The 25645-nt window shown below is 41.6% G+C and carries 18 protein-coding genes and 1 tRNA gene; 8 read left to right on the forward strand and 11 right to left on the reverse strand.

Annotated elements, in window-relative coordinates:
• Nucleotides 1-117 precede the first annotated feature (117 nt).
• Nucleotides 118-1086: a hypothetical protein gene (locus tag GGQ60_RS12455; protein WP_183764425.1), complete on the forward strand. Its 969-nt coding sequence runs from the start codon at nucleotides 118-120 to the stop codon at nucleotides 1084-1086.
• A gap of 7 nt (nucleotides 1087-1093) precedes the next feature.
• Here GGQ60_RS12455 and GGQ60_RS12460 read toward each other — a convergent pair whose 3' ends face one another.
• Nucleotides 1094-3187: an HRDC domain-containing protein gene (locus tag GGQ60_RS12460; RefSeq protein WP_183764427.1), complete on the reverse strand. Its 2094-nt coding sequence runs from the start codon at nucleotides 3185-3187 to the stop codon at nucleotides 1094-1096.
• 226 nt (nucleotides 3188-3413) lie between these two features.
• On the opposite strand from GGQ60_RS12460, the gene GGQ60_RS12465 reads away from it, so the two are divergent.
• Nucleotides 3414-3487 (forward strand) — tRNA-Ile (locus GGQ60_RS12465).
• Between the two features lie 86 nt (nucleotides 3488-3573).
• Here the strand turns inward: GGQ60_RS12465 and GGQ60_RS12470 are convergent.
• A complete protein-coding gene (locus GGQ60_RS12470) occupies nucleotides 3574-4275 on the reverse strand; it encodes a CPBP family intramembrane glutamic endopeptidase (protein ID WP_221235939.1) in 702 nt (233 codons plus the stop codon).
• An 86-nt stretch (nucleotides 4276-4361) separates the two neighbouring features.
• Between GGQ60_RS12470 and GGQ60_RS12475 the strand changes: the two genes are divergently transcribed.
• Nucleotides 4362-4808 carry a helix-turn-helix domain-containing protein gene (locus GGQ60_RS12475; protein WP_183764430.1) on the forward strand — a complete coding sequence of 149 codons (447 nt, stop codon included), beginning with the start codon at nucleotides 4362-4364 and terminating at the stop codon, nucleotides 4806-4808.
• A gap of 82 nt (nucleotides 4809-4890) precedes the next feature.
• Here the strand turns inward: GGQ60_RS12475 and GGQ60_RS12480 are convergent, their stop codons facing one another.
• The 6 genes from GGQ60_RS12480 to GGQ60_RS12505 form a co-directional block, all read right to left on the reverse strand.
• Nucleotides 4891-6381 carry a TlpA disulfide reductase family protein gene (locus tag GGQ60_RS12480; RefSeq protein ID WP_183764433.1) on the reverse strand — a complete coding sequence of 497 codons (1491 nt, stop codon included), beginning with the start codon at nucleotides 6379-6381 and terminating at the stop codon, nucleotides 4891-4893.
• A 73-nt stretch (nucleotides 6382-6454) separates the two neighbouring features.
• The gene (locus GGQ60_RS12485; RefSeq protein WP_183764436.1) at nucleotides 6455-7843 is read right to left on the reverse strand and encodes a RagB/SusD family nutrient uptake outer membrane protein; all 1389 of its coding nucleotides are present in this window, start codon (nucleotides 7841-7843) and stop codon (nucleotides 6455-6457) included.
• An 11-nt stretch (nucleotides 7844-7854) separates the two neighbouring features.
• Nucleotides 7855-11148, reverse strand: coding sequence for a SusC/RagA family TonB-linked outer membrane protein (locus tag GGQ60_RS12490; RefSeq protein WP_183764439.1), 3294 nt, complete (start codon nucleotides 11146-11148; stop codon nucleotides 7855-7857).
• 288 nt (nucleotides 11149-11436) lie between these two features.
• A complete protein-coding gene (locus GGQ60_RS12495; RefSeq protein ID WP_183764442.1) occupies nucleotides 11437-12585 on the reverse strand; it encodes a FecR family protein in 1149 nt (382 codons plus the stop codon).
• A gap of 101 nt (nucleotides 12586-12686) precedes the next feature.
• A complete protein-coding gene (locus tag GGQ60_RS12500; RefSeq protein WP_183764445.1) occupies nucleotides 12687-13280 on the reverse strand; it encodes an RNA polymerase sigma factor in 594 nt (197 codons plus the stop codon).
• A gap of 220 nt (nucleotides 13281-13500) precedes the next feature.
• Nucleotides 13501-14031 (reverse strand): NAD(P)H-dependent oxidoreductase, encoded by a 531-nt coding sequence (locus GGQ60_RS12505; protein WP_183764448.1) that lies wholly within the window; start codon nucleotides 14029-14031, stop codon nucleotides 13501-13503.
• A gap of 97 nt (nucleotides 14032-14128) precedes the next feature.
• Here GGQ60_RS12505 and GGQ60_RS12510 point away from each other — a divergent pair, with 97 nt between their 5' ends.
• The 5 genes from GGQ60_RS12510 to GGQ60_RS12530 all read left to right on the forward strand — a co-directional run bounded on the left by GGQ60_RS12510 (nucleotide 14129) and on the right by GGQ60_RS12530 (nucleotide 22236).
• Nucleotides 14129-14533, forward strand: coding sequence for a winged helix-turn-helix transcriptional regulator (locus GGQ60_RS12510; RefSeq protein ID WP_183764452.1), 405 nt, complete (start codon nucleotides 14129-14131; stop codon nucleotides 14531-14533).
• Nucleotides 14534-14960: 427 nt separating this feature from the next.
• A complete protein-coding gene (locus tag GGQ60_RS12515; RefSeq protein WP_183764455.1) occupies nucleotides 14961-17288 on the forward strand; it encodes a beta-galactosidase in 2328 nt (775 codons plus the stop codon).
• Nucleotides 17289-17415: 127 nt separating this feature from the next.
• A complete protein-coding gene (locus GGQ60_RS12520; RefSeq protein ID WP_183764458.1) occupies nucleotides 17416-18768 on the forward strand; it encodes a Gfo/Idh/MocA family protein in 1353 nt (450 codons plus the stop codon).
• 114 nt (nucleotides 18769-18882) lie between these two features.
• Nucleotides 18883-19974 carry a phosphotransferase enzyme family protein gene (locus tag GGQ60_RS12525; protein ID WP_183764461.1) on the forward strand — a complete coding sequence of 364 codons (1092 nt, stop codon included), beginning with the start codon at nucleotides 18883-18885 and terminating at the stop codon, nucleotides 19972-19974.
• A 105-nt stretch (nucleotides 19975-20079) separates the two neighbouring features.
• On the forward strand, nucleotides 20080-22236 hold the full coding sequence (locus GGQ60_RS12530) for an alpha-N-acetylglucosaminidase (protein WP_183764464.1): 2157 nt from the start codon (nucleotides 20080-20082) through the stop codon (nucleotides 22234-22236).
• Here GGQ60_RS12530 and GGQ60_RS12535 read toward each other — a convergent pair.
• From GGQ60_RS12535 to GGQ60_RS12545, 3 genes are all read right to left on the reverse strand, one after another.
• Nucleotides 22233-22703, reverse strand: coding sequence for a GtrA family protein (locus GGQ60_RS12535; RefSeq protein WP_183764467.1), 471 nt, complete (start codon nucleotides 22701-22703; stop codon nucleotides 22233-22235). The genes GGQ60_RS12530 and GGQ60_RS12535 overlap by 4 nt on opposite strands.
• Nucleotides 22700-23401 carry a CDP-alcohol phosphatidyltransferase family protein gene (locus tag GGQ60_RS12540; protein WP_221235940.1) on the reverse strand — a complete coding sequence of 234 codons (702 nt, stop codon included), beginning with the start codon at nucleotides 23399-23401 and terminating at the stop codon, nucleotides 22700-22702. Before GGQ60_RS12540 ends, GGQ60_RS12535 begins: the two co-directional genes overlap by 4 nt.
• Before the next feature lie 146 nt (nucleotides 23402-23547).
• A complete protein-coding gene (locus GGQ60_RS12545; RefSeq protein ID WP_183764470.1) occupies nucleotides 23548-24354 on the reverse strand; it encodes a phytanoyl-CoA dioxygenase family protein in 807 nt (268 codons plus the stop codon).
• Nucleotides 24355-25645 lie beyond the last annotated feature (1291 nt).

The raw sequence follows: 25645 nt of genomic DNA on the forward strand, positions 1-25645 counted from the left end.
AAGTATTAAAAAAAAGCGGGGCCTGAAAGCTTATTAGCTAAAAATATCACTTATACATAAATAAAGTCTTATTCTGTATATTTAACAAAATTGTTTACCCTATAAATTAAAACACAGTTGAAAACAGCCAGACTCTTTTTGCTGGGTTTAATACTCCAGCTTTTCTGTACAGTTACGGTTTCTTTAGCACTGCAAACCACAGCAGATACTGTAAAAACAGGAATTTATGTAACCAGTATACACGATATAGATTTTAAAGACAAAGAATATACCATTAACTTCTGGCTGTGGCTTAAATATAAAAACAAGGAATTTAATTTTGCGGATAACCTTGAAGTGCCTCAGGCTAAAACAGTGAGCAAGTCGTTTTCTACCATCGATACCATTGGTAATGAAGTGTATATGCTGATGAAACTGCAATGTGTGATGAAAGATTCATGGTCGATTAACAATTTCCCTTTCGACCACCAGCTATTAAGGCTTTCTATAGAAAATTCACAGTTCGATTCCTCATCCCTGATATTTGTACCTGATACACTCGGCAAACAATTCGATCCGCGGTTTACCTTACGCGGCTGGAATATCGACAGTTTAAAAACTTCTGCAGCCAATAAAATTTATGAAACGGCTTTTGGCGATCCGGGCATAAAAGAGCCAAGAACAGAATATAGCAGTTATAAAGTAAGGATCGGGATCAGCAGGGATGCTTTTGGCTTGTTCTGGAAAATGTTTTTAGGCATGTATGTGGCATTCTTAATTGCCTATATGTGTTTTTATATTCATGCCGATAGCATAGATTCGCGCTTTGGCTTAAGCGTGGGCTCCCTTTTTGCTGTAATTGGTAATAAATACATTATAGATGGCTCGCTTCCCGAATCTACCACTTTTACACTGGTAGATACCCTGCATGGCATTACCCTTATATTTATCCTGGCGGTTATAGTATCAACAGCACTTTCACTTAGGTTGATTAAAAGAGGCAAGGAAGAAAAAGCCCAAAAATTTGACCGCACTTTTTCGATTGCACTTTTGGTCATTTATATCCTTTTAAATGCTTTTTTTATCATAAAAGCTATAAATGCTTAACCAAAGGTTAAAATAACTCGCTGGTGCCTAAATGCGCATTCACAATACGGGTAATCTGTTGGCCAAGTTCTTTTGCATTGCCTATGCCTACGCTTTTAAGTGCTGCCAATTGGTCGGTGGTTCTGGGCATTTTTTCGGCAATAGAAAGTAATGCTAAATCAGAAAGTACCGCATAATCCGGAGTACCGCGTTGCTCTGCAATGGTTTTACGCCATTCAACCAGGTTTTTATAAACCTGCGGATTCGAAATCTCTTTTGGCTTAATGCTCGATTTAACCGGTTTTTTCTCCGGTTGTTTATTGCTGGCTGCGTGCAAGGTATTGATATAGGTTTTGATCGAAAAAGGGTTCCAGGAAATTTTAAACAAAGCCAGTTTGACTTGGAGCGCATCCCTGCAGCCGTTCAGTATGGTAAGCAATTTGTCGGAATGCGTATCGTTATAAAAGTTGATGGCTACAATTTTTGCGGTTAGAGCGATGAGCTGTTCCAGTTTCGGAATAAAATAATCAGACGCTTTTTGCAAACGTTCCATAAAAGCACTTTCATTTGCCGGATTTTCGTTGGTATTTATTTTCGAAAATTCCCTGGAGATAAAATTTCTGGCTACTTTAAAGATTTCGTGCTGAAAGAGCGGGTTGCCCTGCTCGTAAAGAGATAAAAAGGCATTTTTTTCATCTTTGTCGATGAGTTTTGCGCGCCCGAGTTTTTCCCAGTCGTTGGCAATGAGGGAGAAATCCAGCAGCTCATGTATGAGCCCCCAGGTATATTGCTGTGTATAACGTGCCAGCAGCGCGGCCGTAGGTTTATCCTGGTGAGCGGCTTTGGTAAAATCGATTACTTTAGCGTCGGTAATAATGTTTTCTGGTAAAACAGGCGATTTTAGGATAAGTCCTTCCAGGCTTCTGCAACGGCTCAGTGCTACGTAAGCTTGTCCGTGGGTAAATGCGGTGCTTACATCAACAATCGCCTGGTCGAACGTTAATCCCTGGCTTTTATGTACCGTGATGGCCCAGGCCAGTTTAAATGGATATTGCGAGAACGACCCGGTACTGGTCTCGTCGATTTTATTTTCTTCGTTACTCAGGCTATATTTAACATTCTGCCAGATTTCTTTTTCAACTTCGATTTCCCTGCCGCCATGGGTAAAGGTTACTTTTATCGAATTTTCACTAATCGCAGTGATTTTTGCCGCTTTTCCGTTGTAGAATTGTTTTTTACCCGAAGAATCATTTTTAATAAAAATGACCTGGGCACCCAGTTTTAACTGGAGTTTTTCATCCGTAGGATAGGCATCCTTAGGGAAATCGCCAGTTACCGCTGCATTGAATTCGAAAATTTCGCCGGGCAATTTATCTAAACAGCCCTGGTTAATGTCGTTAACCAATTGGTTATGTGTGGTGAGCGTAATGTAATCGTCTTTCCATTCCTGATCCAACGATGGATCGTAACGTTCATTCAGCTTGGCAAGCAGATCGGCATTGAGATTGTTTTCGCGCATGCCGTTCAAAATATCCAGAAATACGGGATCTGATTGGCGGTAAACTTTATCTAACGTAAACGTTAGCATTGGTGTTGACCTGAAGATCAGGCTATCGAAAAAGTAAGGGCTGGAGTAATAGCTGCCCAGGATATGCCAGGCATCGTGAAAGATAGGAGAGAGCTGGTAAAGATCGCCGATCATTAACACCTGAACGCCTCCAAAGGGACGGTTTGAGCCCTTAACCCGCTTTAAAGTGCGGTCGATAAAATCAATCAGATCAACCCTAACCATACTAATCTCGTCAATGATCAGTAAATCAAGGCAGCGCAGTAACCTTGTTTTTTCGTCTGAATATTTAAAATGGTTTTCCGCATGTTCATCCACAACCGGAACCAAGGGGCCAAAAGGAATCTGAAAAAAGGAGTGGAGCGTTACGCCACCGGCGTTTATGGCTGCGACAGCAGTAGGGGCAACAATAGCGAAATTCTTTTTGGTGGTATCCCTGATCTTGCGAAGCAGGGTGGTTTTGCCCGTTCCGGCTTTACCTGTTAAAAAAACAGGCTGGTTGGTGGTGGCTAAAAAATCTAAAAGAAGTTGGTGGTCCGGATCGGGCGTATTCATATCAATTACAAAATTAACCTATTCGAAATTGATTTGCAGGCGGCTTAACAGGCGTTTTATCCACATTTTTTAAGTAGAGGTGAGGGGCAGTTTAATAAAAATTAAAATTAAGCACTTGAAAATGAGTTTATATTCTCGCCTTTTATGAAAAAATGCCGAAAACATTTTCCTAATTTCAATTCAAATTTGTAACATTGCACTCGCAAAAAAGCCAAGGCTTTTTTCCGGGCCTATAGCTCAGTCGGTTAGAGTAGAAGACTCATAATCTTTTGGTCCCTGGTTCGAGCCCAGGTGGGCCCACTGCTTTAAACCCCTTTAAGGATAACTTAGAGGGGTTTTTTGTTGCTGGGAATTGCTTAAAGCTCTTTTCTGTCGTGTATCTTCAGTTATTGATCGATAGCAGCCGGTTTCAATAATTTGAGATAAATAAAGCAAACTATCTGAAATCCGGTATAATAAATAATCATCATGATGACTGGTAATATACCTTTCGGTTCAACTGGGTCTGTTGCAAAGGTTTTAACCATCAATTGCAGGCCGATACTTTTTTCTTTAGAAAATAAGATCATTGAGGTGAAATTATAACCCAAATGTAAGGCAAATGGCAGCAGTATAGATCGGGTTTTTACAAACGCCAATGCCAGCAAATAACCCATAGAACCGGTTGAGACGAGCACAACCAGCATTTGAAATGTTTGGCCGAATATACCATAGGAAAACCAGTGATAAACACCAAAAGCGATTGCAGATAAAATAACCGATTTTGTGGCACTGAGTTTTTTAATGAGGATGTATAACAATGCACCTCTAAAGATCAACTCTTCAAAAACTACCCCTTTTAGTACCAGTAATGAGCTTTTAAAAAAAATGGCAGCCGTGTAATCGGGGTTCACTTTATAGGGATTTTGTACCCATAAAGAGATACCGAGGTAAAGGCACGACAAATAAACAACCGGCAGCATAAAGCCAGGTAACATATTGCGCAGTTGTTTAGGACAAGGATACCAGTTTAGTACATTTAAATTTTGATCAACTGTATATTTTAACAATAACCAGGAAAGCAATAATTCAATAACAATAGCAAGCATAAGTTTTTTTTGTAAAAATATGCCTGTAAAATTGTAGATGATTACGACATTTACATATGCCGTAATAAGGCCGTACTGTAAAAGAAATGGATAACGTCAAAAAAGACACCGTTGCTAAACTGATTAAAGATGCCCGCTTAAAAAAAGGCTATTCGCAACAGCAATTGGCAGATCTGGCAAAACTTAACCTGCGATCGGTGCAACGGATTGAAAACGCTGAGGTTTTACCCAGGGCATTTAACCTAAACCTACTGGCTCAGCAATTAGGGCTGGATGCTGAAATATTGCAGGCGCTCAACAAAAGGTTTCCGGAAGCGCCAATAGCAGTTCCCCAGGTAGAGGCCAAGCCAGTAATCAATAAACCCAGGAAACTGATTCTTAGCTTTGCCCTCGGCTCAATAACAATATTGCTTACAGCAGCTTTTCTTTCACAATCCAGCCGGTTTCCGGAAACAAATTTTGAACTGTTCTTACTGTTATCATTAGTTATAGCCATCAATGCAGTGGTACTTTGGCGGATCTGGAAGTTTTAGTTTTTTAATCTCTTGGGCTATTATTTTGCTCAGGCCCTTATAAACAAAGAAGTCAGGCTTTAGAGGCCTGACTTCTTTCAATTTATGATTTGGTTTTTGCCATATCTATCATCATACTCAGTTCATCAACAGCTGCCTCGTTACTGCCATCAAACCCGGTTAGTTTAAACCTGATATTACCAGCTGCATCAATTACAAATTTGGCCGGGATACCGTTTACCTTGTAACTGCTTACTACTTTGTTTACTTTGGTTTCGGCATCTTTCACATCCATTAATACTTCGAATGAATACTTCATCCCTTTAATGTAATCGGCGGCATCTTTAACCGGATCAGCCACTTTTTCCCAGGTATGGATAAAAAGGAATTTTACGTTGTCATCATCTTTATATTTGTTTACGGCCATTTGCATCGCCGGAAAGGAGGCCTTGCACGGACCGCACCAGGTTGCCCAGAAATCGATAATTACGATTTTACCTTTATAATCTGCCAGCGAAACCTGTTTGCCGTTTAAATCGGTTAAAGTAAAACCCGGGGCAGGTTCATTTACCATTCCCTTGGTTAATTGTTTGTTCAGGTTTCCCAGATAAGCTTCTCTGATTGCACTTGCATAAGCATCGAAACCATTTTCACTACCTTTAACTTTTACATAAAGTTTTTTGAAATCGGCAGCCATTCCGGGCGTGGCTTTACCCGCTTTAACTACTTCTTCCAGTTTATCGTAAGCTTCCTGGTTTCTGTTCAGGCCCATTAAAATTTGTGCATAGCGGTAGTTTAAATTGGGGCTTAGGGTGGTCGATTTTTTATAGGCAATCTCCGAATACTTCAAAGCCTCGGCATACTTTTTCCTTTCGAATAAAATATTGGCATAAGTACTGGTTAAGCCTGCATAGCCCGAAGCTGAAAATTTGGCCCAGTTCTCATTGCCTTTTTTGCCATCTATATAAGAAAAAGCATTATCCATTGCTTTTTTGGCATAAATTTCGGCATTGGCTAAATCGCCGTTTTTATAAAAAGCACCGGTGATGCCCGAATAAGCATTGCCTTTCCAGAAATCAACTTCAAGCATATTGGCATATTCATTAGCTTTGGCTACATTTTTTTCGGCTGCAAATTTACCGGCAATCACTGCCCTTACATAATCGTAAGCCAGGCGGTCGTCTACCTTGGTGTTCTCGTACATTGTTGGCGGAAACTTTTTTATCCAGGCTTTGTAAGCGGCTTCGGCTTCGGCAGCGGTTTTAAGAAGGTAAAAATCTTTCGAAGCTTCATTTCTGGCTTGTGTACCTAAAGGAAAACGGGTGGCGATATTGCTATAGATGGCGTCGGATTTTTTAGTGTCGCCAATGCGGTAATAATAATTGGCAGCTGTTAATACTTCCTTTTCGGTTTTAGCTTCTGATAAATCAGCTAATCTCGACCTTAACATGGTTTTATCAGCCGAATCTTTAGAGGCCACCAGTTTATCCAGGTATTGAACAAGGGTATCGGCTGGTTTGGTGGTTTGTGCCTGTACTGTATTAATAGCAATTACCGATAACAGTAGGGAACAGGCAGTTTTTAATAATTTCATAAGCTTTTATATTTTATTTTTTGAAATCATTAGTCTGCCTGAATTAATTTCAGGCAGACTAATTTTAAATCCCTTAATTATAGCCGGGGTTTTGGGTGAGTTTATTGTTCAGTAAAATCTGGTCTGCACCAATAGGCAACAGTTGTGCGGTTGTTTTCCAGGTTGGCTTTAAGGCTCCTAAAACTGCATCAGCGGTGCCGGTGCGTTTTAAATCGAACCAGCGGTTGGCATATTCCCCAAAAAGCTCCAGTTTGCGCTCTTTGGCAATAGCCGTTAACAATGCACTTTGTGTGGCAGCGGTGGTATTGCCCAAACCTGCGCGGGTGCGGATGACGTTAATATCGTCCTGTGCACCACCAATATTCGATTGTTGTGCCCTGGCCTCTGCCCTGATGAGGTATTGTTCGCCTAAACGCAACAACACGGTATATTCGTTACCCAAAGTAGCCGCTGTGGCCGATTGTACCTTGTACTTGTTAATACGGTAGTATTTAACGGCATTAAAAGTGGTCGAATCTACCCATGAGGTTTTACGGTTATCGTTCAGCTCGAAATCTTTGGTAAAGTTGTTATACAGCACATAAGCCGGTGGCGCTACATTAGCTGCCGAACTGGTTGTGCGATAAATGCTAAAGGCCGATGCACCAAACAGGGTTGATAACTGCAAAATGGTTTCACTGCTGGTATTAATGAAGGCATTTGATAAAGTAGCCATGCTATACGTACCTGAGCCGATTACTTTGGTTGCTTCGGCTTCGGCGTTGGCATAATCTTTATTATATAAGTAAACCTTGGCCAATAATGCAGTTGCTGCCCATTTATTTACCCTAACCTTTAATGCGGCACTGCCTGCATATGTGGTTGGCAACAGATTTTGTGCATCCTTTAAATCGCTAAACACCTGTGCATAAACCTCGGCCGCTGTAGCCCTTGGTTTAAAAGCATTATCGAGTTCGTTTATTTCTGAAGTAATGGGCACACCTCCGTAAAAGTTTACCAGGTTAAAGTACATTAAAGCCCTGAAAAATTTAGCTTCACCACTTAACTGGTTTTTCACCGGTGTGGTCATTCCGGTAGAGCGACTGATACCATCCAAAATCAGGTTGCAATAGCGGATGGTTTGATAGGAATAGTTCCAGATATAACTGGTAGGATTCGTATTGGTTGGTGCCACTACATTTTGTGAGAGCTGAATTAAATCAGCATTCGAAGTGGTATTCTGCAGCTCATCTGCCAATAAACCACCGAACATGGTGCTGAATTTTAAGTGATCTACGGTTGAATAATAAGAATAAAGCGATAAGGTGGCACTGGTAGCCGAATTATCGGTATTAAAGGCATCTTCTTTAGCGATAAGGTTATTGGCCAAATCGGCTTCAACAAATTTTTTGCATGACGACATTGCCATTAAAACCAGGCCCAAAGCCATTATTTTTTTGAAATACCTATAGTTAATTTTCATGATTTCCTTAATTAAAATGAACAGTTTAAACCGAATACAATGGTACGCACCTGCGGGAAGGCAATGTACTGCCCCGTGCCCAAAGCAGGTCCTGTGCCTGGTAATGTAGTTTCAGGGTCGTAAGTATATTTCTGTTTGGCCCAGGTATAAAGGTTCTGTCCCTGTACGTACACGCCCAGGTTAGATAGTTTTAATTTACTGGCCATTGCTTTAGGGAAAGTATAGTTAAGGCTTACTGTTTTCAGTTTCAGGTAAGAAGCATCGCCCCAGTTTACGTCTGATGAAGTTAAGTTTCCGTAAGATGGATCGTTAACGGTAGAAGCAGCCGGGAAAAGTGCTACATCGCCCACGGCTCCCCAGCGATCTAACAGGGCAGTGCTCATGTTGTTGTAGTTGATACCGGCAGGACTTGAGCTTAAAGTCGGATTTAATATGCCGTAACGGTGGTTGTACTGGAACATAAAATCGAGTGCAAAACCTTTATAGCTCAGGCTGTTGTTCATGCCGGCAAAGTAGGGATGACCATAATAGCCCACATAGCGGTCGCCTGCAAAACTAATGCTGCCATCGCCGTTTAAATCCTGGTAAGTTGGCAGGCCAGTAGCCGGGTTAACACCGGTATATTTATAAAATTTCCGGATATCGGTTGGTTGCCCGATAACGTAAGTATTGGCATAAAAAGTATTTTCGAGGTTATCAAATGCCAGTAATTTATTGCGGCTGATGGTTAAATTCAGGTTGGTGTTCCATTTAAAACCGCCTGCAATTACGTTAACGGTATTTAATTCAAACTCGTAACCCTTGGTTTGCACTGTAGCATTTAAATTGGCTGTATAACCGGTTGAACCAGTTTGCGATGGGATGGTAATGAAGTTTAACAGGTTAGAAACACGGTTGCGGTAATAATCTGCTTTTAGCAAAATCCTGTCGTTTAAGAAACCTAACTCTAGTGCAATATCCAGTTTCTTATTGGTTTCCCACTTTAAATCCGGGTTTTGAATATTCGAAGGAACATAGGTACCCACTCCATCATAAACATTGCTTGAGCCAGTAGAGGTATAAAGTGAAAGGTAACCATAATTCGGAATCTGATCGTTACCGGTAACACCATAACTGGCCCTTAATTTACCAAAGCTTAAAAAGCTGAGGTTCTTCATAAAATCTTCCTGGGTAAAAATCCACGATGCGCCTACAGCACCAAAATTCCCGAATTTGTTGTTGCCTCCAAAACGTGATGAACCATCGCGCCTGAAGGTTCCATCAACAATGTACTTGCCCTGCCAGTTGTAATTTAAACGGCCAAAAATTGCGGTGTAACTGTATATCGCATCGGCACTGTAAGAGGTAACCACCGATGAAGCGCTAGACAATGAGTTGATCAGCTTTTCGTTGTTAAAGCCTGTACCGGTTAAAAAGATGCCGGTTGCTTTTGTCTGCTGAAAAGTGGTACCGATTAAAGCTTCGAGGTTACCTTCACCAATTTTAGTGGTATACACTGCCTGTGGCTCAATAATGTAATTGTTGTTATCATTATCGGTATACCTTAACGAGCTTACCCGCGCAGTATTCGGATTTTGCGAACTGGCCGGGTTAATTTGTTGTTGTTTTAAACGGGTTGAGGTATAACCCAAATTGGCTTTAACCACCAAACCATCGATAATGCGGTACGAAAGGTTTAAGTTACTAAACAAGTTAGTGGTTTGTGCATTGGTTGTTTGTTGGTTGTAAGAAAGCGGGCTGGTAGCTGTCCAGTTTACGCTGCCATTGGCATTGTACAGGGGATAATTAGGTGCCAGGTTATAAATGGTACTTAAATCAGTAGATGGCAACAGGTTTTTCATGTAGGTATAGTTTACCGAGCCATCTATGTTAAAACGGCCATCGCTGCTTTTATGGCCAGCGTTTAACCGGTTTGAAAAAGTGGTGGCGCCAAAATCGCCTCCAAAAACAGTGCTTTGCTTGCGGTAGGTTGAAGAAAACAGGAAGGAATTTTGAGCATTACCTCCCGAAACTGATCCGGTGGCATTAGTGGTATGCCCGGTATGGCCAATAAAGTATTTTTGCCAGTCGGTATAGGCATTCTGGTCCCATACCAATAAATCTAAGGCATTGGCAGTGGTTGGGGTAACGCCCGAACGTGCAAAGGCAGCCCTGCGGGTAGCCAGGTATTCCTGCGTATTCATCATCGGGATGTAATTAGCCACATTGCTTACACCCGAATTCACATTGAAATTAAAAGCGGTTTTACCTTTGCTGCCTTTTTTAGTGGTGATTAACACCACGCCATTCGATCCGCGCGAACCGTAAATGGCGGTTGCATCGGCATCTTTGAGAATATCGATACGTTCGATATCTTCAGGAGCAATAACACTAAATGGACTCACACCACCGTTTGCAGCGCTTACCCCGTTGGCATTCAGGTTATCGGTAGCCGGCTGGGCACCATTAAATAAGGTAAAAGGAACACCATCAATAATATATAATGGAATATAACCTGCACCAGATACGCCCGTATATGCGCCACGGATATTCATCCGGGTATTGGCCCCTGGCAAACCGTTATCCTGCGTAATCTGCACACCGGCAATGCGGCCTTGCAGTGCCAGCAAGGGGTTTTCTACCGTTTGTTTACCTATTTCTTCGGCAGTGATCGAACTCACCGCACCTGTATTATTGCGTTTGGTGGTACTGCCATAACCAACTACCTGCACCTGGTCTAAAGATGAAGCCGAAAGGCTTAATTTAATATCGAGTAAACTGGCCACACCACTCTGCAATATGCCACGTGTTATTTTCAGTTCTTTGGTTTCGTAACCGATGTAAGAAATCACCAGCACATCATTTTCTTCCAGATCGAGTACGAATGCCCCGGTTGATCCGCTTACCGTATACTTTTTACTGCCCTTAACGGTAATGGTTGCACCCACAAGCGGCGCATTGTTTTCATCTACAATCCGGCCATTAAAACGCGATGAGGTAAAAACCGAGGCTATTTTGTCAATAAATGAGCGCTCCTGCTTCTTGATCAGTACGGTATTTTGCTCAATGTTATAGGTTAACTGCTGGTCTTTTAACAGGTACTCGATTACCTCGTTGAGCGGCGTATTCTTAAAATTTACGTTCACCTTTGCCGCATCGTTCAGCGTGCTGGTGGCGTACAATACCCTGTAGTTGGTTTGCTTTTCTATTTCTTTAAAAACACGGTCTACGGTTATGTTTTTAGCCGCATAGGTAAGTTTTTGCGAGAAACTACTGGCACTAACATGCATGAGTAAAGTCGTCATGATGATGATGGTGAGTTTCATAATTAACAGGATTTTTTTAGGAAGGCATGCCGAATGCCTTCCTTGATAAAAAGGATAAATATTCATACTTTCGTTTGTTTGGGTTAATGCGTAAATGGACCTCAGAATTCGTTTTTAAAGGGTTAACTCAGATCATGGCCATGGTTGTGCTTCCAACACTTCCATGGTTTTTTCTTCTAAACCTATTGTGCTATTTAACGCTGTTCCTGTAGTGGTTTCTTCATTTTTTTTGGTTTTTAGTTGATATTGATTGATTTTAAAACAGCGTGGTTAAGGCTGTTGGCAATATTACTTTACGGTTATTACCTTACCGTTGATATAAAATTTAATATTTCCTGTCTCCTCGAGCATTTTAAGCACTTCAGAAATGTTATCGAAACGCGATACAGAGCCCGAAAAAGAAGGCGTTTGCTCAGAACGGATATTCATGACAAACTGAACACCGTACCATCGGGATAGTTTCTGCATGATGCTGGGTAAAGGCTCATTTTTAAACCTGAACTCACCGTTTTTCCAATCGATGGCAAATGCCGGGTCTACTGTATTTACCTCAATGGTATTGCCATGCAATACCGATTGTTCGCCCGGGGCAATTACCTTTTCGCCCCCGGTTCCTTTTACTTTTACTGAGCCTTCTAAAAGTGTTGTTTGGGTAGCTAAACTGTTCTCGTAGCTGTTAATGTTAAAATGTGTACCTAAAACTTCTACCTCCTGTTTTTTACTTTTAACAATAAAAGGGTGGTTTTTATCTTTGCTCACTTCAAAATAAGCTTCTCCATCCAGTTCTACCCGCCTGTTTTTTCCGTTAAAATGGCCCGGAAAACTGAATTTTGTTTCAGCATTTAACCATACCAGGGTGCCATCGGGCAGGTTTACCTGGTACTGGCCGCCTGATGGGGTTGTTATGGTATTGTTTCTTCCTTCCTCTTCTTCTCCCTGATCAATAACAGAAAAAACCAGCAAGCCGTCTGCAGCCTTTTTAACGTTAAGTCCGTTTGTAATGGCCAATTCTCCGGTTTTACTGTCAGATAAATCAATCTTGTGCCCATCGGCAAGCGTTAAAATGGCACGGTTGCCGCCTGGTGCCACATCGTTGGCATAGCGTTCTGACCGGTCTTCGGTATTGTTCTCTATCACAAACAAGCCACCAATTACACACAAGGCCAGCACTGCTGCCGAAGCGGCAAGGATCCACAGGCGCCGGGTAATGGTTTTAGGTCTTACCTGGTTTTGCCTGTTGTTTTCCCCATTTAACCTTTGTGCATCAATGCGTGCTTTCAACTTTTCGCCAAAAGCTGCTTTTTGCGCTTCATCGGCAGTCCAGGTATTTTCCAATAGCTGCTGCTCCACAAAAGAATCAACCAGGTGCACTTCTTTCGCTGAAGCTGTTCCATCTAAATAATGCTGTATTAATTGTTTTGCCTGTTCGGTTTTCATAGGTTTTTGAAGTGCATTTAGCGTGCCTTACAAATGGATATTCCAAAAAAGATGTTTTGGTGGTAGATTTATTTTTAAAAAAAAATAAAAAAAGTTTTTTATTACTTTAAAAGATGTAGAAAAATGGCCATCATGGCGGCCGAAAGCTTACCGTTTAATGAATCAGCTATTATTTTGAGGGCATTGCTTATCTGTTTTTTAACCGTTCCTTCTGCAATATTGAGTTTTTCTGCTATTTCGCGGTAAGATAACTGCTCATCGCGACTCAAAAGATAAACTTCGCGCATTTTTTTAGGCAATCTGGTAATGCCAAGGTCAATATTTTCCTGTAGCTCCTTTAATGAGATGCTTTCTTCAATGTTCAGGCTGTTATCAACCGCTTGTTCGGTTATTTTATCTAAAAAATCGCCAGTATGAATATTTCTTTCAATATACCTTAAACACAAATTGCGGGTACTGCGGATAAGATAAGCCCCTAAAGTACTTTTAATAGCTATGGTAGTTCTTCTGTTCCAGATCGATACAAAGATTTCCTGCACAATATCAGCAGCTTCGGCTTCAGATTTGGTTAGCCTAACGGCATACGAGACCATTTTTTCCCAATAGCGGTTATAAATTTCGGTAAATGCCGGCTCTTCTTCCTGGTTTATCAGCAAGATGAGTTCAGTATCCGGTACGTGGCTTAGGGATGGCATAGTTTATACAACGAATATAGAAGAAAATATAAAATAATCTGCTGTAAAGATGCAATAACGTCATCATCCGAAAATTGCCTGGCTTTTTGAAAGCTGGCTAGGAGGCGGGGACTTACCATAATTAATGGTGATGAGTCCGCTTAAGAGATTGTTACCATCACCAGAAAGATTTGATTACCCCTTTAAGAATTACTTAGAGGGGTAATCAGTTCATATTGTTTTATAGCGATTCTAAAAAATTTAAATACAATGGAACGCTTCTTTCTATCCATTCTTTCGAAACATTATTCTCCATTCCATAATAAGCAAACAGCGGCTGGTAATCGGCTTTTACATATTGAAAAGAAAGTTCGAACGGACGCGTTAATTCTTCTAATGTATAATGATAGGTTCCTGACGGATGTAGTTCGTGTTCGTCAACTCCAAGTGAAATCGCAAGGGCAATTTTCTTGCCAGACATTTTGAAGCCACTTTTGCTACCATAGGCCCATCCGTAGGTCATGACTTCGTCCATCCATTTTTTTAAAAGCGGAGGGCAATTAAACCAATAATAGGGAAACTGGAATACAATCCTATCATATTGCTCTACCAGTTTTTGCTCTGCCAATACATCGATCTGTTCGTCGGGATATGCCTCATACAATTGATGTACCACATATTGCTCTGGGTATTTAGTCAACTCCTCAATCCAGCGTTTGTTGATTAATGAACTTTTAATATTGGGATGGCTTACAATAATCAATGTTTTCATTTTAACAAGTTTTAATATTATAAGCGTAAAAATAGAGGCATAACCTGTTATTTTGTAAATTAGCAACCAATTGTAATGTACTATAAAAAATGTAAGTATGTCCAAGATCAAGGAAACCTCAACTAATTATGCTAACAAACAAGCCTTAACCGGCGAATGTTTAGAAGTTTATGCTGCCAACATTATTGGCGGACAATGGGCTTTGGCGATCTGTTCATGGTTAATGAACGGTAAACTTAGATTTGGAGAGTTAAAAAAACATTTGCCAAATATCACCGAGCGAATGCTAACCTTGCAATTGCGTAAATTGGAAGCAGATAAAATTGTTAAGCGAACCATTTATGCCGAAGTTCCGCCACGGGTAGAATACGAACTAACCTCAATTGGCTACGAATTGAGGACCATCATTAACGAACTCGAAAAATGGGGTGTAAAACATAAAAACCTGGTAGAGTTGAAGCAGCCCCGCCTTTGCCACGACGAAATGACCGTTCAGGGTTGAGTGGAGAAAAAGTGCTTGAACAGATCCGTTCCAGGTTAAAACACTATTGCTATAAAAATACATTTTCAATATCGTCTTCTCTCCTTATTGGTTCTTCAAATAATTTGGCCATTGCGGATAGACAATATAGTGGCGCACCCAAAGCTGCTGCCTGATAACTTTACCGGTTCCGGCAGAACCGGTAATGCCAACCTCTTTGTGCTCCTTAATGAACCCAGGCCCCGATCCGGTTCTTAATCTGTACCTTGCTCAAAGCGTAATCCCTTTGTTCTGAAAAGCAGTATAGCGAAAACTGACGCTCTGCTTAAATAACATGGGTAACATAAATATTAGTCAATCGTTTGCGCTGACATTTATGTTGTAATGCTCATTTGCTTGTTCTACTTTTAAAAATACAAATCAACAAAACTGAACAGAATTTTAACCAATGCACTTCCTACAGCTTAACAAAATAGTTGCTTTATTGCTGTTAATCAGCCTGTCGGCAGGTAGCTGGGCTCAAAATGCCACTAGCTTTGCTATAGGCACCGAATCTTTTGAACTGAATGGCAAGCCTTATATTATCCGTTGCGGCGAGATGCATTTTGCACGGATTCCGAAAGCCGAATGGAAGCAGCGCCTGCAAATGGCAAAAGCCATGGGTTTAAATACGGTTTGTGCTTACCTTTTTTGGAACATGCACGAAAAACAGCCCGATCAGTTTACCTGGACAGGCCAAAGCGATGCGGCCGAATTCTGTAAACTGGCAAAAGCGGTGGGATTGTATGTCATATTAAGGCCAGGGCCATATTCTTGTGCCGAATGGGAGTTTGGTGGTTTCCCATGGTGGCTGCTTAAGGATAAGAACATCCGTTTGCGCACACAAAATCCGTATTTTTTAAACCGCGCTAAAAAATACCTGCTCGAAGTAGGAAAACAGCTCGCACCATTGCAAATCACTAATGGAGGTAATATCATTATGGTGCAGGTAGAGAACGAGTACGGCAGCTATGGTAAGGATAAGGATTACATGAATATCATTAAATCCAACTTACAGGAAGCGGGTTTTACCGTTCCTTTGTTTCACTGCGATGGACCATCTCAGCTAAAGAACGACCACCCCGAAGGTTTATTTGCCGTAGTAAACTTTGGCAGTGATCCGGAGGCTAATTTTAAAGCATTAAGGGCCATACAACCTACCGGACCATTAATGTGTGGCGAATATTATCCGGGCTGGTTCGATAGCTGGGGCAGGCCACACTATAAAGGCAACACCCAACGTATTGTTGACGAACTTAAATATATGCTCGACCATAAAGCCTCGTTCAGCATCTATATGGCCCACGGCGGAACCAGTTTTGGAACTTACAGTGGTGCCAATGCACCTCCGTACCTGCCACAAACCAGTAGTTACGATTACGACGCACCGATTGATGAAGCAGGTAATGCAACCGGGAAATTTTATGCCATCCGCAAGTTATTTTCCAATTACCTGCAGGAAGGCGAGGTTTTGCCCGATGTTCCCGCGGCCAATAAAATACAAAAATTAGGCCCCGTTACTTTCTCATCGGTTGCGGTACTTACTAAAAATCTGCCTAAAGCGGTTTTAGCCGATACTGCACTGTTGATGGAAGATTTAAATCAGGATTTCGGCTGTGTGCTATACGAAACGGGTTTAAAGGCCGGTAAAAAAGCTAGCCTGGTTTTTAAAGATATACATGATTACGCATTGGTGTACCTGGATAGCAAAAAGATTGGTGAACTCGATAGAAGAAAGGGGCGTTTTAGTATAGAAATACCTGCACGTGTAAATAAAAGTGTATTGAGGATATTGGTAGAAGCAACGGGCAGGGTAAATTATGGCTACCAAATGCACGATTGGAAAGGTATTCATGGAGCAGTTTATTTGAATGAAAACGGAAAACAGACTGCTTTAACAGGCTGGAAGAATTATCCGGTAAGGATGGGTGAGGTAAATATTCCGCTCCGTTACGAAAAACTTAACGGTCAGCCTGCAGCTGCAGCGTTTTACAAAGGCAGCTTCAAAGCCGGCAAATTAGAAGATACTTACCTGGATATGGGTAAATGGAATAAAGGATTAGTTTGGTTAAATGGCATGTGCTTGGGCAGATACTGGAATATCGGCCCAACGCAAACCATGCTGGTGCCAGGCAGCTGGTTAAAAAAGGGGAATAACGAAGTTGTTGTTTTCGATCTGTTGGGTAACCCAAGTCCAGCATTAAGCTTTGTAGATCAGCCCATTTTGGATGTAGTAAACGAAGAGCAGCCTCAGTTGCACCGTAACGCAGGCCAGAAATGGCTAGCCGATGCACAACAGCCCTACGTTGAAGGTACTTTTGCAAACGATAATAAATGGCAGACCGTAAACTTTAAACCGGTTACAGCCCGTTATTTCTGCCTCGAGGCACTTACCGAGCAAAAAGGACAGCCTTTTACCACTGTAGCCGAAATGGTGTTGATTGATGATAAGGGAAATGAAATTCCGCGTAACGACTGGAAAGTTGTTTTTGCTGACAGTGAAGAACTGGGGGGCGATGACGGAAATGCAGCAAATGTTTTCGATCTGCAGTTTACGAGTATCTGGCATACCCAATGGGAAAACCAGTCGCCAAAACCGCCGCACCAGATTGTGATTGACCTGGGTAAAAATTACAGTATCAAGGCACTGAAACTCTTACCCAGACAAGATAATGCCAACGGCAGAATTAAAGATTACCGGCTATATTTTAACCAAAAACCTTTTAAAAATTTATAGCGTGGAATAGCGCTGGATGTGAGTGAGTAAAGACTGTAAAACGGCGAAATAACCGCTCGTAGAACGTTTGTTCAATAACAATTTGCAATCAACTTAAAACTTAAATAATAAAACGTAAAAAACACAAATGGAACGTAGAGAATTTATTAAAAATGGCGCATTTACGGCTGCAGGGTTAACCATCTTGCCAACCGGAAGTTTATTTGCATCATCAGACAGTGGAAAAGTGAGATTGGGCTATATCGGCGTGGGCGCGCGGGGCATGAGCCATATCTCTGAAGGGGCTTTAAGAGATGATGTAGAAATCGTGGCCATTTGCGATACCCAGGAAAGCTCGCTTAAAATTTGCCGTGCTTTTATCGCCAAAAAAGGCAGACCTGCGGCAACAGAATATACAGGAGGTTTAGATGCTTATAAGAAACTTTTAGACCGCAAAGATATTGATGCGGTGATTATTGCAACTCCATGGCAGTTCCACAGAGATCAGGCCGTTGATGCGATGAAAGCAGGTAAATATGTTGGCTGTGAAGTGATAGCAGGCCTGACCGTTCAGGATCACTGGGATATTGTAAACACTTCAGAGAAAACCGGCATGCCTTACATGACCCTCGAAAACGTTTGTTACCGCAGGGATGTGATGGCAGCTTTAAACATGGTTAGGCAGGGGCTTTTCGGCGAATTGGTACACCTTGAAGGCGGCTATCAGCACAACCTAAGAAATGTGCTGTTTAATAATGGTAAAGATTATTATGGGGGTGGAGTAGAGTTTGGCCCAAAAGCGATAAGCGAGGCGCAATGGCGTACCCAATTTAATATCGATCAGGACGGCGATTTATATCCAACCCACGGTGTTGGCCCATTAATGCAATACGCAAACATTAACCGTGGAAACAGCTTCACCAGCCTGGTATCGTTCAGCTCTAAAGCGAGGGGTCTGGCTGCCTACGTAGAAGAAGTTTCTCCTGGCCACCCAAATGCCAAAATCAATTATAAAAACGGCGATGTAACTACTACCCTGATCAACTGTGCAAACGGAGAAACCGTTTTACTAAGTCACGATACACACTTGCCACGCCCATATTCGATCGGTTTCAGGGTACAGGGTACAAAAGGGCTGTGGATGGATGTAAACAAATCCGTTTACATTGATCACAAATCAAAAAAAGACGATGTATGGGATCCGGCAAAAGAGTGGTTTGATAAATATGATCACCCGCTTTGGAAAAAATACGAAGCAGAAGCGGTAGGTGCCGGGCACGGCGGTATGGACTGGTTTGTATTCAATGGATTTATCCAGGCAGTAAAACAGAAAAAACAAACACCGATAGATGTATACGATTCAGTTACCATGAGCGTAATTACACCACTTTCTACCAAATCGTTAAAAGAAGGGAATATGCCACAGAAATTCCCTGATTTTACCAGGGGAAAATGGAAAGATCGTAAAAATACTTTCGCTTTAGACGATAGCGGCTTTTAGTCTCGGTTGCGGGTATTGCTTATGGCTTGCCCGCATATTTTTAATTAGCAATTTATTTAGGGAACCATAGTAAGTGGTTGCCTAAAACAATATTCATTCAAATATCACCATCTTATGTTTCAAGCAGTTTTAGATGCTTATGGACTTAACGCAGAAAATTTTAAAATTGAACCCTTTGGCTCGGGTTTAATTAACCATACCTGGAAAGTTTCCAATGAAAAAGTAGCCTATATTTTGCAGGAAGTAAATACGGAGGTTTTTCGCCAGCCCCAAAATATTGCCCAAAATATAGAAACAATAAAAAAATACCTCTATCAAACAGCCCCTAAGTATTTGTTTGTTGCTCCGATTACGGCTGCAAACGGAGATGATTTTTCAGTTATTGACGATCATTTTTACAGGATTTTTCCATTTGTAGAAAATTCTTGCTCTATTGATTTTGTGCATCAGCCTGAGCAGGCTTACCACGCTGCCAAGCAGTTTGGTAAATTTACCAGGATGCTTTGTGCTTTCAACGTGCAAAAATTAAAACCTACTATCGAAGATTTTCATAACCTGCCCCTGCGTGTAGAGCAGTTTAAAAAGGCATTAGAACAAGCCAGCGACGAAAGGATTGGTGCGGCAAAGTTTGCTATAGAAGAGATCATCAGGCACTACGATATAGAAGAACAATATGTACATATGGTAGATAGTGGCGCACTTAATTTACGTGTGATACACCACGATACCAAAATTAGCAATGTATTGCTACAGGCTGAAACCGGTGTGGGTTTATGCGTAATTGATTTGGATACCGTCATGCCGGGATACTTCATCAGCGATGTGGGCGATATGATGCGTACCTACCTCTCAGAAGCCAATGAAGAAGAAAAAGATTTTAATAAAATAGCCATCCGGGAAGACGTTTTCGCCGCCATACATAAAGGCTATATGGAAGAGATGGACCAGGTTTTATCCTTTACCGAAAAACAGTTTTTTATCTACTCAGGTAAATTTATGATTTACATGCAGGCCGTGAGGTTTATTGCCGATTTCTTAAACGGCGATATTTATTATAAAACAAATTATCCTGAACACAACCTGGTGAGGGGCTTAAACCAGATCGATTTACTGAATAAATACATTGCCAAACAACCTGAATTTGAAGAAACCATTAAGAAGATTAATGAAAACAGGGCCGGCAACCCTAAACCAATATTAAATTAATAGGGTAAAGATAAGGTGTTCAGTTTTTAAGCTTCATCGTACAGGCTGGACATCCTTTTTACCTTTTTATGCAATCAATTTCCGGTATCTTTAATCAAAACTAGCATGCGCATTTTAAAATCTGTTTTTCTTTTAACTGTTCTGTTCCTGAATACATCAATAAAAGCGCAAACGTTTGATGCAGTAAGGCAATTGGCCGGAAGAAGGGTGCCTTGGCTGACAAAATCGCTGGTTTTTAACGCGATACCGGCAAACAATGGTAAGGATGTATTTGAACTTTACAGTAAAAATGATAAAATAGAGATCGGTGCCTCCAGTGCAAGCGCTGCTGCCGAAGGATTAAACTGGTACCTCAGGTATTATTGCCACAGGAGCATGTCGCACATGGGTGATAATCTTTCTCCCCCTGAAAAAATCCCTTTGGTAAAAGAAAAAATCCGGATCGTTTCGCCTTACCCATACCGCTATGCTTTAAATTATTGTACCATCAGTTATTCGATGAGTTTTTACAATTGGGCCGATTGGGAACGTGAGCTTGATTGGATGGCATTAAATGGGGTAAATATCATGCTGGCTCCGGTTGGTATGGAGGCCGTATGGCAAAATACTTTACGAAAACTGGGCTATTCGGATAAGGAAACATTGGAATTTATCCCCGGGCCGGCTTTTGGTGCCTGGTGGTTAATGGGGAATATGGAATCGTGGGGCGGCCCTGTAACACAAAATCTTATTGATCAGCAGGCCAGCCTGGAAAAAAGGATAATTGGAAGGATGAAGCAACTTGGTATCGAACCGGTCATGCATGGCTTTTATGGTATGGTACCCACTACGTTAAAAAACAAAATAAAGGCAGAGGTAATTTCGCAGGGCAAATGGGCCGGCGGATTTGCCCGTCCTGATTTTTTATCAACCACCGATCTGGCTTTTAAGCGTATAGCAGATATCTATTATGAAGAAATGAAAAAGCTATATGGTGCCGGCCTGCATTATTTTGGTGGTGATCCTTTTCACGAAGGGGGTAGTGCCAAAGGTGTTGATCTGAAAGCATCGGGTGCAATGATACAACAGCTTATGCAGCAGCATTATCCCGGCGCAACCTGGGTGTTACAAGGCTGGCAATCCAATCCCTCAGCTAAATTACTGGAAGGATTAGACAAGAAAAAGACGCTGATTATTGAGCTCTTCGGCGAAAATACCAACAACTGGGAGAAGCGTAAAGGGTATGATGGTACCCCATTTGTGTGGAGCAATGTGAGTAATTTTGGAGAAAAAAACGGTATTTACGGTAAGCTGCAACGTTTTGCCGACGAAACTTACCGGGCAAAAAATAGTGCTTACGGGCAATTTTTAAAGGGAGTGGGCATCATTCCCGAAGGAATTAATAATAATCCGGTTACTTTCGAGCTGATGTTGGAGCTGGGCTGGCATGATCAGCATATAAAAGTGAACAGCTGGATTAAAGGTTACACTTTGGCCCGTTACGGAAAAACTAACGATAAGATTGAAAAAGCCTGGCAAGGCTTGCTCGAAACGGCTTATGGCAGTCCTGAAATTTACCAGGAAGGCCCTTCCGAATCTATATTCTGTGCCAGGCCAGATACGCTGATCAGTAGTGTTTCATCATGGGGAACCAGGAAAAGAAATTACGATACCGCTAAATTTAGGGATGCAGTGTTGTTGTTTGCCTCGGAAGCAGCCGATTTTAAGGAAAGCGAAACCTACCAAACAGATTTAACCGATTTTGTAAGGCAGGTGCAGGCCAATAAAGGTGATGGAATTTATCAGGCTATTATTGAGGCGATTAAAAACAAGGATAAAGTCCGCTTGGCTGGCGAAGGTGCTAAATTCCTGGCATTAATCGGTCAGCAGGATTCGTTATTAAACAGCAACCGTTTCTTTACCCTGCACCGTTGGCTGAAGCAGGCGAGTGTATTCGGTACGAACCAGGCCGACCGTGCAAATGCCTTAAAAAATGCAAAAGCGCAGATTACCTATTGGGGTCCCGATTATAACCCCAAAACCGATCTGCACGAATATGCTCATAAAGAATGGGCCGGTTTATTGGGCTCTTTGTATACTGAGCGATGGAAACTGTTTATCGCTTACCATTTGCGAAAGTTAAATGGCGAAGAAACCGCAAAACCCGATTATTACAAACTGGAAACCGGATGGACCAATACACCAGATTTATTTGTGCCTGTAAAAATCAGCGATAGGCAGCGAAATGAATTGATCAAGCAGATTTTAAAAGTTGAAGATTAAATCCTTTGTTCGCTGCGTACAGGTTCTAAATATTCTTCTTCCTCGTATTCAAAATCTTTGGCTTCGTTGGTTTTAAATACCCAGTATTTCATCAGGGGATAGTTAAAACCATAGGAAACAATACTGTCAATCAATAACCTGCCTATTTTATAATCGAGGTTAATGGCGCTGTGTAAGAGGTAAGTTCCGCCTGATTTTAATGAAATACTGCCTAAAACCACTGTAAAAAAGCGGATGAGCTGCCCTGTTGCCGTACTGCAATAGCCTTCATTGTTTTTAAAAGCCCAGAAACGGTTGATGCAAAAGTTTACAATACCTCCGATGGTTCCTGAAATCAGGATCGAAATGGTAAAATGGATGTGGAGCCATTCGGTTAACAGGATCATTAATCCATAGTCGGTAACACCACCAGAAAATGCCGATACCTGTGCTTTCAGGAAAAGTTTTACCGATTGCCAGCTGATCATGCTTTTTCCTCCCTGTCTTTGGCGTCGCCGGCTTTCAAAAGTTTTAAGGTATCAATGCTGTTCAGTGCCAGAAGTAAGGCTACCATAGCCATTGCAAAATAAGTAATACTGTTTTCAAATAATGTTTCGGCAACGAGCACCAATGAAATAATCACACGCAGTTCTGTCGGACCCAGAATACCCGAATCGATCTGGTAATGTTCGGTTATTTTATAGCGTAACTGGCTAATAATCATCGACCAACCGTATAATACCACAAACATAAAAGCTAAAATGCGGGTGAACCCCTCTGCATACCAGTAATAACCAAAACCAATCAGGATGATGCTGAACCAATCCATGATGATATCGAGCACAAAGCCGTACCATTTTCGGGGTATTTCTCGGTAATAAGCCAAGCGGCCATCCAGCGAATCGCCTAGCCAGTTGATAAAAAAACCTAAAATGCCGATCAATAAGTAATGCTGGCCATAAAAGTGTGCTAAAATAAATGCCGAAAACACCACGAATGAACCAAACATTCCAATCCCTGTCATGATATTTGGTGAAATCCATTCCGGGACCCTTTTAAGTAAAAAAAGGATCAGGCTTTGTTCGCCTTTACGTAAAATATTGGTTCGTTTCCGATCTGCAAATACCCTTTTGCCATTGGTATGGTCTTGCTGCTGTTTAATGTTTTCCTCCTGTTTATACCCCAACCAATATTACGCTAAATAGTATCGCAGTTCCCGGCCGGTAAAATTTTAAGCTGATTCTCTTGGGTAAGCCCTTCGAAAAATCCGTTATCCGCTTTAGTTTTCCTGATCTTACCAGGTAGCTGAATAGTAATACAAATAACATATATTTATTTTACAATTCCTGCAAAACGCTGGTAAAACACCGTCGGACTATTCTCATTTTTTGGTGCATACTTGCCGGCAATAATAGGGATGTAAATTACGCGGCGTCTGCTTTCCTCGCCACGCACAGCCGATTCGGCAACCCTGTGCCACAGTCTTCCATCGTGGATGGTTAAATCGCCGGCTTCAGGCAATATCGATACTTCCTCAGCATCAGGTTTGTTATCGAGGAAGTATTTTTTGCGGAACAGCATTTGATATATGCTCTGTTTATGGGTGCCAGGGATAATTTTTAATCCGCCGTTCTCAGGTCTTAAGGTACTTAAGTGAATCCCCACATTCAGCATCGGGTTTAGTTTTGTTCCATAGAAGATATCCCTTAAACCATCTGTATGCCAGCCCATTTTGCTGAATTTGCTTTCAGGCCCGTTGATATAGTGGTTAAACACCATACCATCTTTTTCTTCGGTACCTAAACGTGCGCCGTCGCCAGCCAATTGCAGCAAGGCATTAAACCGTGGATCGAGTAAAAGGCCGCTTAACGTTTGATGCTGTTGATTGATAAAGGCAAAACGTTGCACAATTGGCGAACCATCAAGGTCTTTGCCGTATTTAATGGGCACCCCATTTATTTTTTTTACGTCTTCTTTTATCCATTTTTGTTCTACCTGTTTAGAGGCATCGATAATGGAAGAAACGGTTTCCGGTTTTATAAAATTCTTAAAATGGATAAAACCATGGGTATTAAAAAAATCAAGTTGTTGCTCGGTTAACTGATCAGACAGGGTAAAGGTTGGATACGATGTGGCCATTGTAATAAAAATTAAAAAGTTTAGGAAAAAATAAATGGAGAATAGAATTATGCGCAACAACAGCACATTCGCATAGGCGAGTGGTTCGGTGCTGAAAAGAAATAAAACAAATTAGTTTTATTCGACATATTCTATAGATTTAGTAGTATTTAATACAAACGTAACATTTTTTTAATGTTTCAAAGAATTTAATCAGAAATATTTTAAAATATTTTTTTGAGAAGTGCAGGTCTAATCGTAAAAATCTAATAATAAGCACAAATCGCGGGGTTTTTAAGCCTTTTTTCATTCAACTGACGGAGTAAATAGGTTTATCATTTGGAGCGCTCTGTCTGTGCACAACACTTAGTTTCTTCCCGTTTTCCGCTTATACGCTTTCCCGAAAGTTCGGGATGCCTCGTTGCTTCAGGGTAACGCTTCAACCGGGGCTAAGAGGCCAATGCAGTATTTCATTTTAGGTGTTTTACAGGGTGCAGAGACCTTTGTTTCTAAACCTAATTGAGCTAAATAGCCCGCAGTGCAGCGAGGACTATAAGCGAGAGCAGGACTACAGGCCGCCAAGAACCACAGTCCATTCATTTCCCAATCCTAAAATCATTTTATAGGGGAGCGCTCTGCCTGTGCACAACACTTAGTTTCTTCCCGTTTTCCGCTTATACGCTTTCCCGAAAGTTCGGGATGCCTCGTTGCTTCAGGGTAACGCTTCAACCGGGGCTAAGAGGCCAATGCAATATTTCATTTTAGGTGTTTTACAGGGTGCAGAGACCTCTGTTTCTAAACCTGATTGAGCTAAATAGCCCGCAGTGCAGCGAGGACTATAAGCGAAAGCAGGACTACAGGCCGCCAAGAACCACAGTCCATTTATTTCCCAATCCTAAAATCATTTTATAGGAGAGTGCTCTGCCTGTGCACAACACTTAGTTTCTTCCCGTTTTCCGCTTATACGCTTTCCCGAAAGTTCGGGATGCCTCGTTGCTTCAGGGTAACGCTTCAACCGGGGCTAAGTGGCCAGAACAGCATTTCATTTTTAGGGACTGCAGGGTGCGGAACCCTTGTTTGTAAACCCAATCTGTCCTTAGAGTTCCGAGGGGCTCTAAGGACCAAAGAATCGAAAAGAGTCTGTGACTCGTTCGTGAGTATTGAGTTAGAAACTCAATCTTATTCACCATCCGTAGAGATGCTACGCTTAACTCTACGGACAGAAGTGTGTTTTGCAAAGTGCAGTACCCTTGTCCCTAAACCCAATTGCAGTGAACACGAAGTGCAACGGAGTAAAGCGTAAAGCGGGACT

Origin of the sequence: Pedobacter zeae (genome assembly GCF_014196715.1) — a bacterium.
In the GTDB taxonomy this organism is placed as follows: domain Bacteria; phylum Bacteroidota; class Bacteroidia; order Sphingobacteriales; family Sphingobacteriaceae; genus Pedobacter; species Pedobacter zeae.